Source organism: Bartonella sp. CR127HXZ (assembly GCF_042194555.1).
In the GTDB taxonomy this organism is placed as follows: Bacteria; Pseudomonadota; Alphaproteobacteria; order Rhizobiales; family Rhizobiaceae; genus Bartonella; species Bartonella grahamii.
This window is the reverse complement of record NZ_JBHIMZ010000003.1, coordinates 18,141-39,681: the sequence shown is the minus strand read 5'-3', so window position 1 is coordinate 39,681 and position 21,541 is coordinate 18,141. Positions and strand designations below refer to the sequence as shown.

14 protein-coding genes and 1 pseudogene are annotated in these 21,541 nt (G+C 35.3%); 12 read left to right on the top strand and 3 right to left on the bottom strand.

What is annotated here, in order from left to right:
- Positions 1-59: 59 nt before the first annotated feature.
- On the top strand, positions 60-551 hold the full coding sequence (locus ACFIKY_RS02755; protein WP_012754667.1) for a hypothetical protein: 492 nt from the start codon (positions 60-62) through the stop codon (positions 549-551).
- Between the two features lie 650 nt (positions 552-1,201).
- On the opposite strand, the gene ACFIKY_RS02750 is transcribed toward ACFIKY_RS02755, so the two are convergent.
- The gene (locus ACFIKY_RS02750) at positions 1,202-1,648 is read right to left on the bottom strand and encodes a nucleoside deaminase (protein ID WP_012754668.1); all 447 of its coding nucleotides are present in this window, start codon (positions 1,646-1,648) and stop codon (positions 1,202-1,204) included.
- Positions 1,649-1,917: 269 nt separating this feature from the next.
- Between ACFIKY_RS02750 and ACFIKY_RS02745 the strand changes: the two genes are divergently transcribed.
- From ACFIKY_RS02745 to lpxK, 9 genes and pseudogenes are all read left to right on the top strand, one after another.
- Positions 1,918-3,318, top strand: a complete 1,401-nt coding sequence (locus tag ACFIKY_RS02745; RefSeq protein ID WP_375656047.1) for a pseudouridine synthase — start codon at positions 1,918-1,920, stop codon at positions 3,316-3,318.
- Complete coding sequence (rsmD, locus tag ACFIKY_RS02740; protein WP_375661380.1) at positions 3,299-3,865, top strand: 16S rRNA (guanine(966)-N(2))-methyltransferase RsmD; 567 nt, start codon at positions 3,299-3,301, stop codon at positions 3,863-3,865. The genes ACFIKY_RS02745 and rsmD overlap by 20 nt, the downstream gene beginning before the upstream one ends.
- A gap of 803 nt (positions 3,866-4,668) precedes the next feature.
- A complete protein-coding gene (locus ACFIKY_RS02735) occupies positions 4,669-5,118 on the top strand; it encodes a hypothetical protein (protein ID WP_375628586.1) in 450 nt (149 codons plus the stop codon).
- A gap of 1,697 nt (positions 5,119-6,815) precedes the next feature.
- Positions 6,816-8,147: a TldD/PmbA family protein gene (locus ACFIKY_RS02730; RefSeq protein WP_375644615.1), complete on the top strand. Its 1,332-nt coding sequence runs from the start codon at positions 6,816-6,818 to the stop codon at positions 8,145-8,147.
- Positions 8,134-8,937, top strand: coding sequence for a 3'(2'),5'-bisphosphate nucleotidase CysQ (locus tag ACFIKY_RS02725; protein WP_375635949.1), 804 nt, complete (start codon positions 8,134-8,136; stop codon positions 8,935-8,937). The genes ACFIKY_RS02730 and ACFIKY_RS02725 overlap by 14 nt, the downstream gene beginning before the upstream one ends.
- A 46-nt stretch (positions 8,938-8,983) precedes the next feature.
- On the top strand, positions 8,984-9,229 hold the full coding sequence (locus ACFIKY_RS02720; RefSeq protein WP_375635948.1) for a DUF4170 domain-containing protein: 246 nt from the start codon (positions 8,984-8,986) through the stop codon (positions 9,227-9,229).
- A gap of 262 nt (positions 9,230-9,491) precedes the next feature.
- Positions 9,492-9,755 (top strand): annotated as a pseudogene (locus ACFIKY_RS02715) (type ISP restriction/modification enzyme); the annotation flags it as partial.
- A 916-nt stretch (positions 9,756-10,671) separates the two neighbouring features.
- Positions 10,672-11,994: a lipid IV(A) 3-deoxy-D-manno-octulosonic acid transferase gene (gene waaA / locus ACFIKY_RS02710; protein WP_375635947.1), complete on the top strand. Its 1,323-nt coding sequence runs from the start codon at positions 10,672-10,674 to the stop codon at positions 11,992-11,994.
- Positions 11,984-13,024: a tetraacyldisaccharide 4'-kinase gene (lpxK, locus tag ACFIKY_RS02705; RefSeq protein WP_375635946.1), complete on the top strand. Its 1,041-nt coding sequence runs from the start codon at positions 11,984-11,986 to the stop codon at positions 13,022-13,024. Before waaA ends, lpxK begins: the two co-directional genes overlap by 11 nt.
- A 19-nt stretch (positions 13,025-13,043) precedes the next feature.
- Here lpxK and ACFIKY_RS02700 read toward each other — a convergent pair whose 3' ends face one another.
- Both ACFIKY_RS02700 and mutL read right to left on the bottom strand, forming a co-directional pair.
- On the bottom strand, positions 13,044-13,280 hold the full coding sequence (locus ACFIKY_RS02700) for a DUF2093 domain-containing protein (RefSeq protein ID WP_012754677.1): 237 nt from the start codon (positions 13,278-13,280) through the stop codon (positions 13,044-13,046).
- Between the two features lie 107 nt (positions 13,281-13,387).
- Positions 13,388-15,241 (bottom strand): DNA mismatch repair endonuclease MutL, encoded by a 1,854-nt coding sequence (mutL, locus tag ACFIKY_RS02695; protein ID WP_375644614.1) that lies wholly within the window; start codon positions 15,239-15,241, stop codon positions 13,388-13,390.
- 239 nt (positions 15,242-15,480) lie between these two features.
- Between mutL and ACFIKY_RS02690 the strand changes: the two genes are divergently transcribed.
- Together ACFIKY_RS02690 and lldD are read left to right on the top strand one after the other, a co-directional pair.
- Positions 15,481-16,569 carry a 2'-deoxycytidine 5'-triphosphate deaminase gene (locus tag ACFIKY_RS02690; protein WP_375661379.1) on the top strand — a complete coding sequence of 363 codons (1,089 nt, stop codon included), beginning with the start codon at positions 15,481-15,483 and terminating at the stop codon, positions 16,567-16,569.
- Between the two features lie 1,155 nt (positions 16,570-17,724).
- Positions 17,725-18,876 carry an FMN-dependent L-lactate dehydrogenase LldD gene (gene lldD / locus ACFIKY_RS02685; RefSeq protein WP_375647112.1) on the top strand — a complete coding sequence of 384 codons (1,152 nt, stop codon included), beginning with the start codon at positions 17,725-17,727 and terminating at the stop codon, positions 18,874-18,876.
- The last annotated feature ends 2,665 nt before the right edge of the window (positions 18,877-21,541 follow it).

Genomic DNA, 21,541 nt, shown 5'->3' with positions numbered 1-21,541 from the left:
GTTCTCTCATAAATAACGGGAATGTTAATTAGCCATATACTTAGGAAATGGAATAGGCAGTGAGAAAACGTGAAATAAAAATATTTCCAATAGGAATTTTAGGGATGTGCTTTGTTTTAACGGGATGCAATTTATCAGCTCCTACCTATGGTACCGATAAACCAGTTTCGATACAGTTTTTTGAAGATGTTGCTAATATTACTTCATTAACACCAACAAATAACAGTAGCCAGATTGTTATGAAACCTCATCCAAAACTTGTAATACCAAGCCCTAGTTCGCGCGGATTTTTACCGATTCCACAACAAGATAGATCTGTCAATGAAATAGCAGCATCGAAGAAGCATCAAGGAAATAAGTCTTTTCCTCACAAAGGATCGTCAGTTAATGGCGCTGGTTCAGAAAACCCTTCACAGTTGAATGCGAAGCAACGACAGGAATATTTACGTCGTCAGAGAGCACAAGTTGGAAGTTCAAAATACCGTCGCTATCTCACTGAACCACCTTTAAGTTATCGCCAACCGGCAAAAACCGCACCTATTGGTCGATAGGGAAAAGACAAAATATTTAAAGTAAAGAATTTTTCTAATTACTTATGATACCAAGCTCTCATTCTCGCGCAGTTATAATGCTGTTGTAGGAGGGGTGTTATTCTCATGAAATAGCAATATGACAACAGCATCGAGAGAGTCCTTATGCGTTTCCTAACACGAAACATTTCTCAAGCTCATTTTACAACATCGCTCATGTGGATAGTATAACGTAAAATCTATTGTGCTCCAATATCTTTATGCTTAGGAAGGAGAAAACTGATACTATCATTTTATTTTCCAAACTCCAATGTTGCGACAATTCTTGCATTTGAGAGCCTTCATAAGAGACATTTTTAGTCTTTTCTAAAACGTTCTTTATCCAGACGATAATCCCGCTTATGATGTGCAAGAAAGTGATTTTTATTGATTCAATATAATTTGAAATGGGAGTATATCTACGATATTTTGAACTTTATATTTTATATACAAAATAATGAATTATTCTTATGAGTGAATGTATCATCTAATAGAAGCAATATGCAGCATTAAAAGAGAGAAAAAATGCTTCGAAATGGCTTTTGCTATATCTGTATCAGAGGAATTAATAGTCTTTTTTTGAGAAATAGGATAGTTTTTAAAGAGTGAAAGTTATGGAAGAAGAATTGTTTTTAGTATCGCTTTTGTACAAAAAAATCTTTAAGTAATTGAGCAGCTTCTTTTTCTTTAAAACCAGAATAAATCTCAGGTTTGTGATGGCAGGTTGGTTGCTGATAAAAACGTGGACCATTTTCTATAGCTCCCCCTTTGGGATCATTTGTTGCGTAATAGAGACGTCGTATGCGTGCAAATGAAATGGCAGCAGCACACATAGCACAAGGCTCAAGTGTTACATAAAGGTCGCAATCAGGAAGCCTTTCGCTTTGCAATGTTTCGCAAGCCATACGGATTGCGCGCATTTCTGCGTGTCCTGTAGGGTCATATGCAGATTTTATAAAGTTACCAGCGCGCGCAATGATAGCTTTTCCACGTGTAATGACAGCGCCTACGGGAACTTCATCTTTTTTTGCAGCCCATTGCGCTTCTAAAAGGGCTATTTCCATGGGCGTCAAAGTCATCATATTCTTTCTACTGAAGGTATAGAAAATCTAAAGGTTATCTCGATAAGAAATGCGATGGAATGAATAATTTATTACGCTTTTATAATGAAAGGAATACCTCTATTTTTTAAAGTGTTTAAAACAAACGTGCAAGTCAACAGATACATTATTGTCGTTAAAGGATAGAAAATGATAAATGATTATGCTACTTCCTTTTTCAGGATAAGCGGTATGGTGCATGTGAATAATTTTCTAAACATACTGGCAAAGATTGGTTTGAAACGCAAATGAATGAAAATAATGAGAGTGAACGAATTGCTAAAAGGTTAGCGCGTGCTGGTGTTGCTTCGCGTCGAGATGCAGAAATGATGATTGTTGCAGGTCGCATTTCTGTAAATGGTACGGTCGTGACAACGCCTGCTTTTAATGTTAGCCGCTCTGATGTTATTAAAGTTGATGGCAAACCTTTACCTCCTATAGAACGAACGCGTTTATGGCTTTACCATAAGCCAGCAGGCCTTGTCACCACGAACCGTGATCCTGAAGGCAGACCTACAGTATTTAGTAATTTACCAAAAGGAATGCCGCGTGTTCTTTCTGTTGGAAGGCTTGACATTAACACGGAAGGGCTTTTGCTTTTAACCAATGATGGTGGCTTAGCGCGTGTATTAGAGCTTCCTGTAACAGGATGGGTCCGCAAATATCGCGTCCGTGCTCATGGAAGAGTAAAGAAGAGCGCGCTGGATAACCTTAAAAATGGTATTGCGATTAATGGCATTTTTTATGGTTCGATTGAAGCATCAATTGAACGTGAACAAGGATCTAATATATGGCTTTCTGTCGCTTTGCGTGAAGGAAAAAATCGTGAAATAAAGAATGTTTTAGGGGCGTTGGGATTATCAGTTAATCGATTAATACGTGTATCTTATGGTCCATTTCATCTCTCTGATTTAGAAGAAGGAGCCGTGCAAGAGTTAAAAGGGCGGATGTTACGAGATCAGTTGGGGGAGCGTTTGATTATGCAAGCCAATGCAGATTTTGATGCTCCTATTCTTAAGCCATTTTCAAATTCTGCAGTTGTTGCAGAAAAGCAAAGCCAAAAAGATCTTTCTGTTGCAAATGATGGTTGGGTTTTCTCAAGTGAAAGGGCGATACGGCGCCGACCAAGAGATGATTCTGTTGAACATAGTCGTGCACGATTAAGTACAAAGTCTCATGAGAATGTAAAGAAGGAGAAAAGTGAGGAAGGAAAAGCAGAGCGTTTTCTACCGCGTTCTCGCCGTGCTAATGTTTGGATGGCTCCTGGTGCACGTCCGCAGAGTACACGTAGAAAGCCTTCCTATAGTGAGGAGAAATCGCATGACCATAAGAGCGATTTGGATGGTAGAAAATCCTTTCATCGAGGCAAGGAAAAACTAAAAGAAAGTCCGTTACACAAAGAGAAGAGGGGAAGTTTTGTTCAAAAACGTGGCAAAACATCTTATGACGAGACGCATCCCTCTGGTAAGAAAGATCGCTTTTTCAAGGATAAAGAGAAAATGATAAAAAGTGGACATGAGGAGCATTCTTTTGAGAGAAAGAAAAAGGTAAAATCGTTTGGTGGTGCTATGAAAAAATCTAAACCACATAGGGATGGTGCAAAAACTTCGAAGCGATTTGGAGGTTCACGTGCGGATCATAGGCGGTAAATTTGCTGGGCGTGTTTTGTTTTCGCCTGTTAATCAGTCGATTCGCCCAACGAGTGATCGTACACGTGAAAGCCTTTTTAATATTCTTTCTAGCCGTGAAGAACAATTTTGGACCAATAAACGTATTCTTGATCTTTTTGCTGGTACTGGTGCTTTAGGCATCGAAGCACTTTCACGTGGAGCAAAGGCGGCTGTTTTTGTTGAAAACTCGGTTGAGGGGCGTGGGTTGCTTCAAAAAAATATAGAAGCCTTTGAATTACAGTCGATAGGACGGATTTTGCGTCGTGATGCGACAAAACTTGGCAATATTGGCACAATGCTTCCATTTGATGTTATCTGCGCTGATCCTCCCTATAGCCGTTGTTTAGGTGAACGTGCTTTCGTAGAAGCTTTGCGAGGAGGGTGGGCAAAAGCTGATACACTCTTCATACTTGAAGAAAAGAAAGATACAATGATTCATTTACCTGATGTCTTTTATCTAGACGATGAGCGTTTTTATGGTGAGACAGCAATACGTTTCTATAAATTACGATCGCTTACATTTTGAGAAAGTTCTTGTTTTTATCCGGTAGGATGAAAAAATGCTTCTTTACAGTTTTCTTCATTTTATATGGTTTTTAAAAGGTTAAACAGAAAATAAATAAAAGATTCTAATGTTAAAGGAATTGATGAATTTTGATTTCATTATGTTTTTTGTCTGAATCTCTCATTTTTTGAAGTTTTTCATAGCCCCAAGAGCGAGTCTTTTACAATATACGCCCTTTAATATAGAGGGGCCATCTGTTCTTCTGTCTAGCCAAAAATTGCTTTGAGGTGTAATGCTATTGGACCTAAATTAGCAGTATGTATTGCTGCTAATTTTTGTAAGTTATATGCTGATTTGTTAATTTCATCTACATTAAAAGTGTAACACATTGTCAAAGCTTTAGTGTATTATTAGCTTTACTACCGATGAATGTTTTTTCTCCAATAGGATATATATTTCACGACAACAGTTATAATACCTTTTTGTCTAATTTCTTTCGGCAGCACATTAATCATCAACATCTCATTAGCAGCTGAAAGCTTTCAACTATGCAGTCTGCATTTATATCCTAAATAGTGTGTAACTTTTATCTTTATTATTGTATGAACTTAAAACAGATATTTTCTATTTAAGGTAGACAATAGTGTTCATTTATACTGAACATTTGTGTGTTTATTTATTAATATCGCTTGTTGAGTTAATCATTATATATTAAGTAAATCTGAAAGTATTAAGTGTGTTATCGTTATTACATTTTTAAGAATAATTTTTATATTATTCTTTAGCAATAAAGCTAAATGATTTCTAAAACAGGGAAGATTATCATGTTTAAATGGATATATAGCGAAGAAATTAACACAGAAGCGAGTGCTGAGCAAATTTGGGCTATATGGGAAGATGTGTCATCATGGCCTTGCTGGGATAGTGAACTTGAGTGGGTAGAACTTTCTGGTCCTTTCAAAGAAGGGGCTACAGGACGCATGAAACCTAAAAAGGGACCTACAGTAACTTTTACACTTGATAAAGTTATAAAAAATGTTTTCTTTTCTGATTATGCTAAACTGCCTCTTACTCACATGAGTTTTGATCATGAATATATTTGTTCAAAAAAATCTGATTCTTCAAATAACAAAATTCGCCATACTGTAACCATGTCTGGTTTACTTTCTCCTTTCTTTGGAATGGTTATTGGGTCAAAAATTAAGTTACACCTTCGTGATGCAATGATTGAAATGAGCAGACGTGCTCTTATTGAAAACAAAATCATCTCGTAAGGGGGTGCATTTATAAAGAAGTTAATACCTTTACAAAGGCGCAGAAATCTTAGCCTTGTTAGAATGAAATCAGTTATGAGTATATAGCAAATCGATGAGGTATGATTTGTTTTTTCATTAGTCGTTGAAATCGAGTCAAATCATCTGAGAAAATTAATTTTGCACCAAAGATCTTATAAGAGTCATTGAATTTTATTCAATATATAAAAGCTTATGAGGTGCGCATTTTTACTGAAAATAAAGAAAGTTGTAGAAGCTTCTGCTCTTGTGAATCTGTAGGTCAATATTGTCATGATATTTGCCAGTTTCTAGTATTGCGATAGTTTTTGATTTGAGAGCCTTGATAAAAGGCATTTTGACTTCTTCTTAAATAGTTTTTATCAACATTACCTCTATTCATGATGTGAGAGCGAATAGTTGTGATTTCCTCAACATAAATAAGTTTAAAATGGAGAAAATTTAATGATATTTGATTCTTTTATGCAAATTACAAAACGATCAATTATAATTATAAATCAAAGTGTTTTTTTTTGATTAAAAGATGATGACTTTCTAAAGAGTACAGCTTTAAAAGGCTCTAAAGGATAAATAAGCTCACTCTTAATTTCCGTAAAATTAATTTCGTATCATTGTATATATTTGGTTTAAATGTTTAAAAAAGCGATTTTTTAAAATGCATACAGATATCCTAGTTTCTGCAAATACTTTTGTATCTGTTAAAACAATTATGAGCGATAAACTTGTCAAAATTAATTGGAAGAATACGCTTATTGCAGATTGAATTGAAAGATAGATACAACGTTGAGTTTCATATAAAAGTTTTATTGATTATCGTTTTATGACAATATTACACTTCTTTATTTTTTAATGGAGGGGAAAGAGGAAAGAGTATAGTTCTTAAATCAAAATCTATCCAGTATCTTAGAATTTTTGTTTCAGGAAAAAGAAGTCTGTCAAATTATGCCTGTTTAATAACAAAATAACCGATTAAGGATGACGCATGAAAAAATGAGATGCTCTCGATTAGACGCATTAGAAACGAGAGAGAATGTTATGATTATAACTTATTTCTGATAAATATAAAAAATGAGTTCTTTGTGATACCACGTCCATGAGGGTAAAGAAGTTTATGACTGCTCATTTTGTTGAAACCATAATGAAAGGAAAAATTTTTTATTCCGTTTATGTTTTTTGTTTACAAGATTGCCATCTTATTATGAGAGAGTTTATAGAAGCAAAGAAGTATACACAAATATAAGGCATTTTCTTGATTCTTGCTTGGAAATTAAAGAATGCTATAGGAATAAAGGAAGTTGTTTGACTATCCAGAGGACATAAGGTTTGTGACTTAAGTCGTTTTATGCTTTTCGAATTTTTGAGGATTTTGACTTAAATTCAAGTGTTATTGCTAGGTCGTTTGTTGATTGCCAAGTTTTCGGTTGATTTGATTATCAGTACAGATTGGGTTATCTAAAATGATAAGGGGCAATGAGAAATCTTGAAACTAAAGAAATTTTACGACATATTGCGTCTTTTCATAAAGAAGCTAAAAAGGAAATTATTCGATGCATTAAAAGAAAAAATGCATGAAATGTGCGTAATTTTATGAATAAACATACAAGAGTTATATTCTGATTTATATAAAATTGTCAGAGTGCTTATCAATGTAAATAATAAAATATTTCAGGGAGTCTATAATGACTGACAAAAACCAGATTGAGAAAGCTGTTTCACTGGTTGAAGCAGCAAGGCGTTCTGGGGCAGATGCTGCTGATGCCGTTATTGTTCATGCTCATTCTACCAGTGTATCAGTTCGTTTTGGGAAAGTCGAATCAACAGAAGCAGCAGAGAGCAATGATTTTACTCTAAGGGTTTTTGTTGGAAAAAAAGTAGCAAGTGTTTCTGCTAATTTAGCGTCTTATCCGCAAGAACTTGCGGAACGTGCTGTTGCGATGGCTAAAGCTTCTCCCGATAGTTTATTTGAAGGTTTGGCAGATAAAGAGTGTTTGGTTAAGTCTCCTAAAGATCTTGATCTTTTTGATGATTTTGTGCCAAGCAGTCATTTTTTAACAGAAGATGCTTTAAAAACAGAGGCAGCAGCTCTTGATGTTAAAGGTGTAAGTAATTCTGGTGGCGCTGCAACAGCTTATGGTCGGAGTGGGTTTATTCTTGTGACCAGCGATGGTTTTTGTGGAGCCTATCGCTCCAGTTGCTTTTCACGTTCTTGTAGTGCTCTTGCAGGTGAAGGCACACAAATGGAGCGGGATTATGATTATACAACAGCCTTACATTTTTCTGATTTAGAGGCAGCAGAAACTGTTGGAAAGAATGCAGGGTTTGGTGCTGTCCGACGTTTGGGTGCAGTTCGTGCGGCGACTGGGGGCGTTGATGTTATTTTTAATCCGCGTACGGCTCGCGGAATTGCAGGGCATATCGCATCTATGGTCAATGGAGCCTCTGTAGCTCGTAAAACAAGTCTTTTACAGAATTTCCTAGGCAAGGAAGTGATGAAGCCTAATGTTAATGTAACCGATCAACCTTTGCGATTACGTGGAAATGCTTCTCATCCTTTTGATGGAGAAGGGGTAGAGGGGCAAACACTCAATATTATTGAAAATGGTATTTTAAAAAATTGGCTTCTTTCATCATCTACAGCACGTGAATTGGGACTTAAAACAAATGGACACGGTGTGCGTTCGGCATCATTAGTGCAGCCGACAAGTACAAATTTTGCAATTGAACCGGGTTTAGTATCGCCTTGCGATATGATAAAAGATTTGCGAAATGGATTTTATGTGACCGAATTATTCGGTCACGGCATTGATTTTATTACTGGTCAGTATAGTCGTGGGGCTTCCGGTTTTTGGATTGAAAATGGTGAAATTGCTTATCCGGTGAGTGAAGTAACGCTAGGTTCTGATTTGCTTCATATGTTAGCACATTTAACACCTGCCAATGATATTGATCGGCGTTATGGTACGGCGGCTCCAACATTGTTAATTGAAGGGATGACACTTGCAGGAAAATAACACGCATCATTCTTCTGATTTAAATCTTTTGCGGGATGTTTGTCGAGAGGCAGGAGATTTAGCAATGCGGTATTTTGGATGCACGTTGGATGTTTGGATTAAAGAGGGGAATTCACCGGTCAGTGAGGCAGATTTTGCTGTTGATCATTTTTTGAAAGAGAAGCTTCTTGGAGCGCGTCCAAATTATGGATGGATTTCAGAAGAAACAAAAGATAATCGAGAACAACAAGATTATGAACGCTCCTTTGTGGTTGATCCTATTGATGGAACACGAGGTTTTCTTTCTGGCAGTCCTTATTGGTGTATTTCGGTTGCCATTATTGAGAATGGGCGTCCTATTGTGGGCGTTCTACAATGTCCGGCTCAAGGAGATATTTATGCAGCTGTAACGGGTGGAGGGGCAACATTAAATGGGATAAAACTTCCTCGTTTAGCCTCGGGGGGGCATCGAAAATATAAAATTTCGCTTGATAAATCGCTCGCAAAAAAATTACCAGATGATTTTCTCAATCGAGTTATTCTTTACCATTATCTTCCTTCTCTTGCTTATCGTATTGTTCTTGTTGCTCAAGATGAAATTGATATCGTATTAGTTCGTCCAAATTGTCATGAATGGGATATTGCCGCTGCTGATCTTATTTTGCAGGAGTGTGGAGGGTGTTTTTTATCGCTTGATGCCCCTTTACTATCTTATGGAATTGAACCTTACCAATATGGACTTTTAATTGCTGGTAAAAATAATTGCTGTCAAGATATGATAGATGTTGTTCGTCAAACAAAGTTAGTTTAATCACGTAAAAGCGCGCTAAAATAATCTAAATGATATGGAGGCACATATGACTGAAACCAACGAAAAAAAACAATATTTATATCTTGTATTTGGTGGGGAATTAAAAAATCTTAACAGTAATCAATTTAAGAATCCTGATGATTTAGATGTGGTTGGTATTTTCTCGGATTATCAATCCGCTCAAGAAGCATGGCAGGCAAAAGCACAAAGCAGTGTAGATAATGCATTACAACGTTATTGCATTGTAGATTTGCATCAGTTTCTTGATGCTGAGTTAGGCGATGCAGAGTAAAGCTTGAATATTTGGTCATTATAGCCTGTAGATTGCTTCACGCTTTTGTTTAATCGTCCTTTCCATAGGTACGTTCTTCGGGTAAAATAGAATGCCGTAAAAAAAGAATATGCTTGTTGTTTAAAATTCATATGTTTTCTTAATGAAACATCTTTCAAGGCACCCAAGCACATTCCATAATGGTGTCCGTGCAAGTTATAAAATCCATTGTTGCACCACCATCTTTACGCTTAATAAAAATGCAAGACAGTTCTATTAACCTATTTACAACAGCAATATTATCATGACGAGCTATCACTCGAAGTTTATGATTATATTGTGAATAGTCACTCTGCTTTTGAATGGAGTATGAAACATTAATGCGTTCAGATTAATAAAAAGAGTAGCATTATTAATGATACCAATTACTACTCCGTTGAGATTATTAGCACTCCCTACTTATCCATTGGAATTTTTCCAACAAGTTATCACTATAAGCTTAGAAACCATGAAAGTCGTTAGAAACTTACCAAAATTAGAAACTTAGAAAAACTGAATAGATTGATGAAGTTAACTTACCTCATAAGTTTTTTTGAGTACTCGTTTAAAACTACAATCTATAAATTAATCATTTTGTGTTGATTATACACAATCTTAAAAGGAATAATACACCATGCGATCTCCTGAAAAGAGAGGATTTAAAATTTTGAAAACTCTTATTTAAATTGCTTTAAGACTTTTAAGAAATTTTCTATTAAACAAGATTAGATTTTTCTGGATTACCTTTAAGAGATTATATCACAATTTAAAATGAGAACTTTATACCGTTCAAAAGTTTTTTTAAGATTAGTTTTACATATTCATTTTATTGAAATGAAATCATAGAGATTAGGCTTTTTTAAAACATATTTTATTTGTTGGATTTATATAGGTTATAATATTTATATGGATTATTTTTTGAAAAATTGATAATACATAATATATGTAAAAATAAGTTTTTTCTCTAAAATACCAACGTGCAAAATTCAAAGTTTTACTAAAATCATAAGAAGTATTTATTCAGTGAGCTGAAAAAAATTGATACAATCTATGTTATAGGTTGTATGATATTTATCATTTATATTTTCAAAATTATAATCGACTGAAATGTAGCTTTGTTATTTTTTGAGTAAGATTTTTTATAGGGTGCAGAATGAAGTGATAAAATCCATATAAGTGACAAAGTTTCATTAAAAGAGATTTAAATAACGTGTATAGGTTATCTTTATAGGAAAATTTTAAAAAAAAATATGGCGATAAAATTACGTTTTTTGTCCTTTATGTATTGAATTTTCTCATGGGTGAAGCGTTTTTTATTCAAGATATGGATGATATTAAAAAAATATGGATGTAACTAATAGTGTGAATTTTTTAACAAAATAAGCATATAGATATCTTAAAATAGCTGGAAGAGGTGATTTTAAATGGTAGAATTAAAGGCACATACGGCTCTTTTAAGCTATCGGATGATTGGTTTTTGCTTATGTCCTGTTATTCCTTTTTATTTGTTCTTCCGTGCTATTCGTGGAAAAGAAGAGTGGTGTCGCAAAAAAGAGCGTTTAGGTAAAAGTTCTCATGTACGCCCCCAAGGTTCGTTAGTTTGGTTGCATGCAGCAAGTGTTGGAGAAACACTTGCACTTGTCCCACTTATAAATTATATTTTATCATTGAAAATCAATGTGTTAATGACGACAGGGACTGTGACATCTTCTACTCTTGTGAAAAAACATTTTGGTAATAGGTTGATTCATCAATATGCTCCTTTGGATTTAGATTTTGCAGTGCGCCGTTTTATTAGTCATTGGAAGCCTGATCTCGCCTTGATTTGTGAATCAGAAATTTGGCCTCTTCGTATTAAAGAACTTGCAAAAATGCGTATTCCGCAGATTTTGGTTAATGCCCATATGTCTGAACGTTCTTTTAAAGCTTGGCAAAAACGACGCGTTCTTGCCAAACATATTTTTAAGGATATTGATTTGGCGATTGGTCAAAACGAAAGAGATGTAGCTTATTACCATACACTTGGCGTAAAATCTGTTACGTTTTCTGGGAATCTCAAGGCTGATGTTGTTCTGGTTGAAAATCAAGCATTGCTTGCACGTTATCGTAATGCAATCGGCAATCGCCCAGTTTGGGCAGCTGTTTCAACGCATGAAGGGGAAGAGGAGATTGCTTTTGAGGTCCATAAGATTGTTAAAAATTATTTGCCAGATTTATTAACAATTATTGTGCCTCGTCATCCTGAACGTTCAGAAGATCTTATCAGAAAATGCGATAATAAGGGGTTGCGTTTTATTCGGAGGAGTAGAGATGCTGTTCCAAACATGAATACCGATATTTTATGGGGAGATACAATTGGAGAAATGGGGCTTTTTCTTCGCTTATCGAAAGTTTCTTTCGTTGGTAAGTCGTTATGTGGAAATGGTGGACACAATCCATTGGAATTGGCTTTGCTTGGTTCTGCTATTTTGACAGGGCCCCATGTTTCAAATTTTCAAGAGATGTTCGAACAATTTTTAACGCATGATGCAGCATATATAGTTCAAGATACAAAACAGCTTGCTATTCAGGTGTATAAGCTTTTAACAAATGAAACATTGCGACAAGAAATGGTTGATAAGGCTCATGAAGTGGCGACAGATATGGCAGGTGCACTTGAGCGCACATTAAAGACTTTAGATCCATTTTTACAACCCCTTGTAATACAAACGGGTTTACGTCAGCGTCAGGGTAGATATGCATATTAGCGCCCCCCATTTTTGGTGGAAAAATAAAAGCTTTTTGCGTTTTGTATTAGCTCCAGTTTCATGGGGGTATGGTTATTTTTCAAGTCGTTTTATGACAAGACAGCCTTCCGTGATTGATTTGCCAGTTTTGTGTATTGGAAATTTTACATGTGGCGGTGCGGGTAAAACGCCGGTTGTTATTGCTTTTAGCAAAGTGGCTAAAGAACTTGGTTTCGTACCTGGTATTGTATCACGTGGTTATGGTGGATCAGTTAAAGGGGTACATCTTGTAAATGAGAAATATGATACTCCACACAATGTTGGAGATGAGGCACTTTTACTTGCACAGCATGCTTTTGTAGCTGTATCACCTAATCGTTATGCAGCGGCACAACGGCTTAAGCAAGAGGGATGTAATCTTATTTTAATGGATGACGGATTTCAAAGTCGCCGTCTTTATATGGATTATACGTTACTCGTTGTTGATGCGATGCGCGGTTTTGGTAATGGAGCTGTCTTTCCAGCAGGACCTTTGCGCGTACCATTAAAAACGCAGTTTTCTTTTATGGATAGTGTTTTATTGATTGGTCATTCCGATGCGCCTGATAATGTTTCTTTTCTTGTTTCTCGTACTGGAAAGCCTTTATATCGTGCTCATCTTAAAGCCATTGCCTCTGATGAGGTTTCAGGAAAATCATTTTTGGCATTTGCCGGTATTGGCAATCCAGATAAATTTTTTAAATCTATTAAAGAATTATCTGGTCATGTGGTGCAAACTTACATGTATCCAGACCACTATTTTTTCACAGATAAAAATTTAAAAAGCCTTATACAAAAGGCTAAAATGCACAATTTATGGCTAGCAACAACAGCTAAAGATTATATCCGTATACAGACAATTCACACGCAAAAAGATTTGAAAAATCTTATTGTCTTTGATGTGAATGTTGATTTTGTTCAAAAAGATTTCTGTCGTATGGTCCTTGAGGAGGTCATGAGCCGCTTTAGAAAACGTTCCCTTGAATTTTTTTGTCTAAAAGGTAAAGGCTAAATTTATAGCTTTCGAGGGTTTATTTTTCTTTTGTTTTTAACAATTGCTTGAGATATGGGTTGCACTCAAGTTCGCGCTGATAGGAGATTTCACAACTAGCATATGCTTCTTGACGGTGATGATTCCAATATTTTAAATCATCTATAGGGATTTTTTGTCCGCTAACAGCACAAATGGTATAGGAACCATATTCTATAATGTCATATCCATTATTAGAATAATGAATTTTTGCTTCGCGTTCACTATCGGAAAACATTATAATTCCTTTTACTGATACAAGAGATTCAAGAAAAGTGCCATAAGATATATTATAAAGTCGAGAGTTAATTTAAAAATATTTTTCTTGTCAAAATAGTTAAGAGTTTATTTTCTGCCAAATAGCCGTTCTATATCTGCCAATTTGAGTTCAATATAAGTAGGGCGTCCATGATTACATGTACTTGTATTGGGTATTGCCTCCATTTGTCGTAACAGTGTGTTCATTTCTTCGGGGCGTAAAAGGCGCCCTGACCGTATTGAACCGTGACAAGCCATCGTTGCTGCAACATAATCAAGCATTGCTTTTAAATTGTTTGTTGTATCATACTCAGCGGCTTCATCTGCAAGATCTTTAATAAGGGCTTGGACGTTGATTTCTCCTAACATGGAAGGTGTTTCACGCACAACAATTGCTCCTGGTCCAAATGGTTCTATTCCTAATCCAAATTTTTGCAAAGCATCTTTATGCGTTAAAAGGCATGTTGCATCCTCTTCAGAGAGTTCTACAATTTCAGGAATAAGTAATAACTGTGAAGGAAGCGGTTTGGAATAAAGTGCATTTTTGAGTGCTTCATAAACCAATCGTTCGTGAGCTGCATGCTGATCGACAATGATCAAACTATCTTGTGTTTGGGCGATAATATAGTTTTTATGGATTTGTGCTCTGGCCGCTCCTAATGGATAAGATAACTCTTCTGATGAAGATGTAGTGTTTGGAATGTATGTATCCCCACTTGGTATATTTAAGCCCTCCATAATAGGAGTAGCATCTTCTTTTAAACCAAAAGAACTAGTAATATCCAATGGTTTGTGAACCATTGAAGCAGCGGCAAAATGATGAGGTTGTGGGCTATAAGAAGCGGACTGGTGCGTGTTCTTAAAATTGCCTAATGGTTGTTGTACCAATGGTTTTTGTATTTGAAATGCAGCTAGCGTTGCTTCAGAACGGGTTGAAGTAGGACGAATACCAGATTGCTGTAATGCTTCACGAATAGCTCCAACGATCAAACCACGAATTAATCCTGGATCACGGAATCGTACATCAGCTTTGGCTGGATGTACATTAACATCTACCTCAGCAGGTGGGAGATCAATAAAAAGAATAGCGACAGGATAACGATCTCGTGTCATCACATCAGCATAAGCGCCTCGGATAGCGCCCCATAGAAATTTATCACGCACGGGACGCCCATTAACATAAGCAAATTGATGAAGGCTGTTATTTCGGTTGAAGGATGGCAAACAGGCAAAACCCGTTAAGCGCACTGCTTCGCGTTCAGCATTCAGTGCGATGCTATTAGGGGCGAATTCTTTTCCTATAATTTGCGTAATACGTTGCAATTGTCCTCGAATATTATTTTCTGTAGCGGACAGTTCCATAGATGTTCTATCTAGTCCTGAAAGAGAAAAGCGGATATGTGGAAATGCGATAGCAATCCGCTTAATCATATCGCTAATAGCATTTGTTTCAGCCCGATCGGTTTTCATAAATTTTAATCGTGCCGGCGTGACAAAGAAAAGATCACGAACTTCAACAATTGTTCCAAGGTTTGCAGCAGCTGGTTTGGGTCCTACAATTTTTCCTGCAGTAACGGAAATTTCAGCAGCGCTCTCAGCATCTTTTGTTCGTGAAATGAGTTTAAGTTTAGCAACAGAACCAATAGAGGGGAGGGCTTCTCCTCTAAACCCAAGGAAGCAGATATTGTGTACGTCATCGGTAATCTTTGAGGTACAATGGCGAGAAACTGCTAAAGTTAACTGATCTGCAGGAATTCCATAACCATTATCACTCACCTTTATAAAATTTTTTCCACCATTTGCTGTAATAATTTCGATGCGTGTTGCACCAGCATCAATAGCGTTTTCAACAAGTTCTTTGACAACATTTGCTGGTCGTTCAATAACTTCACCAGCGGCGATTTGATTAATAATATTTTCGCTAAGATGGCGTATAATCATAATAAATTCTAACAGGAATCTTAAGGCTTCTATAAAAAATTATGATAACATCATTTGCGCGACATTCAAGAATAAGAGAGTATGGAAGGTATTATTTTTACAATACCTCCTATTTTATTTTATGTTAACAAATCGGTTGGAAAAAACAGAAAAAATAGTTTTTATCACCTTAAAATAGCTTGCACCAATTTATCATCTAGGTCAAAAAAGAAACAATGTAAAAAGGGAAGGCAATATATATGGCGCGTATAAGCGGTATTTTAGCAGATAGTGATATACAAGCTTTGATTGAGAATAACTTTCTCAAGGCTCAGTATCCATTTGATAGATCTCAAATACAACCAGCAAGCCTTGATCTTCGTTTAGGGGAGAAAGCTTATCGTATACGTGCTTCTTTTATGCCGGGCCCTAATACAAAAGTTTTGGATAAGCTTGAACGGTTAAAGTTACATGAGTTTGACTTACGAGACGGAGCCGTTTTGGAAACGGGGTGTGTTTATATTGTTCCTCTTTTGGAAAATTTAGCTTTACCAGAATTTTTATCTGCTGTTGCCAATCCCAAAAGTTCTACAGGCCGATTAGATATTTTTACGCGTGTCATTACGGATAATGCTCAGGAGTTTGATAAAATTTGTGCTGGTTATCATGGTCCTCTTTATTTGGAAATTAGTCCACGCACATTTCCAATTTTGGTGCATAAAGGCTCACATTTATCACAGCTTCGGTTTAGAAAAGGGCAAAGTTATTTAAATGAAGTTGAGTTACACACTTTGCAAAAGCAAGAAACACTGATATCGGAGGATATTCCTAATATTAGCGCTGGTGGTATTGGTCTTTCCATTAATTTAAAGGGAGACGAAAACGGCCTTATAGGTTATCGTGGTAAACATCATACAAGTGTTATTGATATTGATAAACGTGCTGTTGCCCACGTTTTAGATTTTTGGGAACCTCTTTTTGATCGTGGTCAAAGGGAGTTGGTTCTTGATCCTGATGAATTTTATATTTTAGTTTCACGAGAGTCTGTTCATGTGCCTCCGCTTTATGCTGCAGAAATGACTCCTTTTGATCCTTTAGTTGGTGAGTTTAGGGTGCATTATGCAGGCTTTTTTGATCCAGGATTTGGGCATATGGAAGCGGGTGGAAAAGGAGCAAGAGCGGTTTTAGAAGTGCGGAGCCATGAAGTTCCTTTTATCTTAGAGCATGGTCAAATGATTGGCCGTTTGGTCTATGAGCATATGCTTAATCGACCATCAACCCTTTATGGACATGATGTTGGATCACATTATCAAACACAGGGTTTAAAGTTGTCCAAGCATTTTAAATGAGTTGGAAACTACGAGTTTTGATAACATGTATGCAGAAAGTGTATTTTGGATAAAAGAAAATTTTGTTCTTCGCAAAATTGGCGCCATTCATTCTATTTTTAGTTTCCAAAGTTATTGCATCCCTTGCATTTGAGAGGCATTTTTACTTCTTTTTTTCAAGAGGTTTTATCTATACGAACTTCGTTTATGATGTGCAAAAGAATAGTTTTGATTATTTCATCATGAAAAAATCTAAAATGAAAGAATTTTACTATATTCAATATGTTATTCGTATTTATTGATTATAATAAATCAATAAATTACTAAAATTCAATATAACAGTAACGTATTTGTTTTTCAAAGTAAACATGCGAGATTGGATGCTGCTATTGCTCCATTTTTCTAGAGCTTGAATGACCAGTATATTTTATTTCGTATAAAAATTATCCTTGAAAGCCAATAAAGAAGTTTTTCACTACAGTTTAGTAACAATTTTTTTAATAAACATTGTTCTACTTTTAGTAACTCATTTATAGCTTCAAGATATAAAATATTGCTAGAAAATTATTCAATTCAATATGGAAAGCTTCTACTCGTATGAACATTAAAAAAATTTTTTATGCTTTATGTGAATTAGGCACTGTATATTTTTATAAACTTTCATGAATAAGTAACAGGTCTCAGTTTTGAGTATTGATATAAGAAGATTTCTGGATGTATGCGACAGCTTTATTTCCAGTATTAATAAAGTATTTTTTTATCTTTTGGGGGAGATTATGGTTTATACTTAATGACTACAGGATCTATATTCTTATAACCGATAATTTAAGGATCTTTGGAGGGAGAAACGACTTTAAATTATAACTAATTAAGCTGCGGAGCAATCGCTTTCGAAGAGGTATTCGTTTAAAGAAAGTATAATATTTCAATTGTACATGAACAATATATGAGAGGATACGTTATTAATGATACCCCATACTGTGAGATTTTAAATTTGGATAGGAGAAATAAAGACATTGTTTTTATCAATTAGTTTTTTTAGAAAGTTGCAATCTCTGTTGCTTCTATCTATTCAATAGAGCGTTTTGGGAGAATATCGAGTAGGAAGGTACACGGGTTCGCTTTTATGCGTTTTAGTATGTCTTCTCTTTTTATTTAGGAACAATGGTGCCATCAATGATTATTTCTTCAACACTTGATTATCGTAAGGCGGCAAAGCGTCGTCTTCCTCCCTTTCTTTTTCACTATATTGATGGTGGGGCTTATGCTGAAGAAACGATGCGACGTAACTGTACAGATCTTCAAGCTCTTGCACTGCGTCAAAGGATTCTAAGGCAAGTTGGTGAAGTTGATCTTTCAATCAAGCTTTTTGAACAGACACTTGATTTACCGATTGTACTTGCACCTGTTGGGCTAACGGGCATGTATACACGTCGTGGAGAGGTAGAAGCGGCGCGTGCCGCAGCGGCAAAAGGGATTCCTTTTACTCTATCCTCTGTTTCAGTTTGTCCCATTGCGGAAGTGCAAGAAGCAGTTGGAGGTGCATTTTGGTTTCAACTTTATGTTCTCAAAGATCGCGGTTTCATGCGTGATGCACTAGAACGGGCTTGGTTAGCTGGTGTACGCACGTTGGTTTTTACAGTTGATATGCCAGTTCCTGGTGCACGTTATCGTGATTCGCATTCGGGGATGTCTGGTCCTTATGCTGGATTACGTCGTTTTTTACAAGCGTTTACTCATCCATATTGGGCTTGGAACGTTGGTGTTATGGGGCGCCCCCATGATCTTGGAAATGTCTCCACTTATCTCAAAAAGAAAATTGCATTGGATGATTACGTTGGTTGGCTTGGTGCAAATTTTGATCCATCAATTGGTTGGCATGATTTACAATGGATTCGCGATTTTTGGAAAGGAAAAATGATTTTGAAAGGTATTCTTGATCCAGAAGATGCACGAGAAGCAGTAAAGTTTGGTGCGGATGGTATTGTTGTTTCTAATCACGGCGGACGTCAGCTTGATGGTGTATTATCAACAACACGAGCGTTGCCTGCAATTGCGGATGCTGTAAAGGATCATTTGACTATTTTAGCGGACTCAGGTGTTCGTTCTGGTCTTGATGTTGTACGCATGATAGCACAAGGTGCGGATGCTGTTATGATTGGCCGTGCTTTTGTTTATGCGCTTGCAGCAGCAGGTAAGAAAGGTGTTATGCATCTCCTTGATCTTTTTGCCAATGAAATGCGGGTAGCTATGACACTGACCGGTACTCAGACAATCAAAGATATTACACGCAAGAGTTTAGTAAATATAGATGTTTTTAAGCAATGAAAGCAATATGTTATACTGCTTTCAGAAAAAGAAAGTCTTTTTATAGAGGAGCATAATTATATATTTTACAAATATGTTGACAGTTAAAGTTAAATAGAAAAGATCAAAAAGCTCCTCTATAAAATCACAGAAAATACTCAGTAATTACAATAATATTAACGCAAAAATCTTAATAATAATAAACACAAAAAAAATACTAATAACATTGCATACATCTTTTACTTACTTTATTAAAAGCTCATTCTATGGATAAAAAGGAACAAGCGCTGATATTAAAGGTAAAACAACTGTTGATATAGAAAAAATAGATATAAATAATGCTGTGAGCATTTTTCCCTCCTATATATAAAAATATAACATGTTAATTACTTCTTTCCCACATTAGCATAAAACGTAAATTTATAAGCTTCATTTAGTTTTATTTTAATATAGAATAATATTAATTATTGTATATAAATAAAATTATTAAAAATGTCAATATGTATTTATTGAAAGCTACAATTATAATAAAAATGGATCTAATAAATAATATTTCTATAATCTATATATTATTTATATTAATTTTATTGGATAATATATTATATGGGTATGATATTGTTTTTATGGAGTACATTTTTAAGCAATGAAAAAAATACCCATACAATCTTTAAAAAAGCTCGTTTACTGAGAGCAAGACTGCGTGAATTAATGTGCTTTTCTTTCTTATTTTCTTGCATCCTCAATGAGTTATGATGTTTTTGAACTGGCGAACATATTAGGAAGCAGTTGAATATTTTTTGTATAGTATGTCATTGCTAACACTGTTTATGCTTTCTCTATTGATTGCATAATTTATTAAAAATCCAGTTTGTTTTTATTGCAGATGGGGTCGTTAGGTATTCCTAATGATACAAATTGGCATAGAATGTTTTGTTCTATAAGCGATTTAACAATTGCATCTCTAGGCTTCTCCATTGATACTATGCTCTTCACAGACAATAACAGATTGGTGAGATTGGCATAACTCTAGCACAGATATATTATCTCAAAGTTGAATTGTTGGCACACTTGTAAACGTTGGGATAACTTTATGTTTTTTGAAGCTCTACAGCAATATCAAGACAAATCTGAACAGGTTCTTCAGTAGCAAGTAAGAGAACACCTTTCCCTTTTTAAACAGAAGTTTTTCTGATATCAATTTTTAAAGCATTTTTATGAATATTCATAACAGCGTGTTTTTCAAATCTATATAAACGGGTACAGGATTACTCAGAGTGGAAAAAATTACAGTTTCCATTTGATCGAATTACTCTCATAAGTAATTGGATAATATTTACTTTATCGCTGAATAAAAAAGAAAAGTTTTCTTTCTTTAAATAGAGGATGTGTTGTCATCTAGCCAATAGGGATAGTTTGCGAGAAATTTGTTCGATGCAAGACAACTTAACATTGCAGCTACTTTTTATCATTTGAAGCTGTGAAAAGAAGGCTAAGATAGATGAAAGAATGTAAAAAATAATGGATACATTTTAAGATAAAAAATTATAATTCTGTTAATTCCACAACAGTTGCTGCTGATATTGGTAACAAAAGAAATTTGACTAAAAAAATTATCAAAATTATTGAGGATATTTCTCATAGCATGTAGACTAAATCTTTTGTTGGTATGGCTGGGATTTTCTTTGAGCAGAAATTGATTCTATCCCCTGAAATCAGCAATAATCTCTCAGGTGATGTCGTAAATTTTTTGGGGATGTTACAACGCTACTATCGTCCTTTTATGAAAAATGCTAGCATTTCAGATGAGTAGCTGTGAGGAGTTTCAACGTTTAATACAGCAAGAGCCAGCAACTCTCACGGATTTAGAACAGGCTTCAAGGTTTTTATATTTACAGCGATTAAGTTTTAGAGGGAAGGTAAATCGTACGATGAGAGTTGAAATCCGTCGTAGCGCGTGGGTTTAAGTCTTTCCAATTTGAAGGCGTGCTAAAACTTATTTGCCTCTGTTTAGCAGGTGTTAGCATTGAACATTTAAACTGGTCCGATTTTATTGTGCGTTATGATCATCTAAAAACTTGTTTTATCTTTCACCACTTTATTGTGGTTCTGAAGGTTATTCCAGAAAAGCTTTTTATAAGCGGGAGAATTATCAGCCGATGTCTAAGCTGCTTGCATAAATAAAAGGGAGGTTTCTTTTGTCTTTAAACAATATGCTAGAAATTCAAAAAACTTTAGTTAACTTCATAAAAGAGATGACATCATCTTATACAGATTGCTCTTCAAATAATACAATTTCTGGTAAGGAATGAGGCATCACCAATTTTGATTTCTAAAAAAGAAACAATACGCATTAAAGAGTCTTTAAATTTGTAGACTTTTTGAGAATCCTTTCAGAATCTTTTGAAAAAAGTGAACTGATAGAAGATTTGCTATCAAAATATAGAAACTTTTCTAGCAAGTTACGAATAAATCTAAAAATATATATTAAATATAAAAAACAGAGTGACATGCTTGTAGACTGGGCTTTAGAAACAAGAATCAAAATGTATAAAGATGCATAGAGGCAAGATTGGTACAGATCATTTTTATGATTCAATAAAAAATAAAAACTAAAGAAAAAATTCTATATCAAAAATTTAAGGTGGTTTAAAAGGTGGACGGGCAATGCATAGAAGGATGAACGAGA

Excerpts from the sequence above, each read along its gene's own strand:
- ACFIKY_RS02690 (WP_375661379.1), top strand. The coding sequence starts at position 15,481 with ATGGCGCGTATAAGCGGTATTTTAGCAGATAGTGATATACAAGCTTTG.
- ACFIKY_RS02745 (WP_375656047.1), top strand. The coding sequence starts at position 1,918 with ATGAATGAAAATAATGAGAGTGAACGAATTGCTAAAAGGTTAGCGCGT.
- waaA (WP_375635947.1), top strand. The coding sequence starts at position 10,672 with ATGGTAGAATTAAAGGCACATACGGCTCTTTTAAGCTATCGGATGATT.
- mutL (WP_375644614.1), bottom strand. The coding sequence starts at position 15,241 with ATGATTATACGCCATCTTAGCGAAAATATTATTAATCAAATCGCCGCT.
- ACFIKY_RS02750 (WP_012754668.1), bottom strand. The coding sequence starts at position 1,648 with ATGACTTTGACGCCCATGGAAATAGCCCTTTTAGAAGCGCAATGGGCT.
- ACFIKY_RS02700 (WP_012754677.1), bottom strand. The coding sequence starts at position 13,280 with ATGTTTTCCGATAGTGAACGCGAAGCAAAAATTCATTATTCTAATAAT.
- ACFIKY_RS02735 (WP_375628586.1), top strand. The coding sequence starts at position 4,669 with ATGTTTAAATGGATATATAGCGAAGAAATTAACACAGAAGCGAGTGCT.
- ACFIKY_RS02730 (WP_375644615.1), top strand. The coding sequence starts at position 6,816 with ATGACTGACAAAAACCAGATTGAGAAAGCTGTTTCACTGGTTGAAGCA.
- ACFIKY_RS02720 (WP_375635948.1), top strand. The coding sequence starts at position 8,984 with ATGACTGAAACCAACGAAAAAAAACAATATTTATATCTTGTATTTGGT.
- lldD (WP_375647112.1), top strand. The coding sequence starts at position 17,725 with ATGATTATTTCTTCAACACTTGATTATCGTAAGGCGGCAAAGCGTCGT.
- lpxK (WP_375635946.1), top strand. The coding sequence starts at position 11,984 with ATGCATATTAGCGCCCCCCATTTTTGGTGGAAAAATAAAAGCTTTTTG.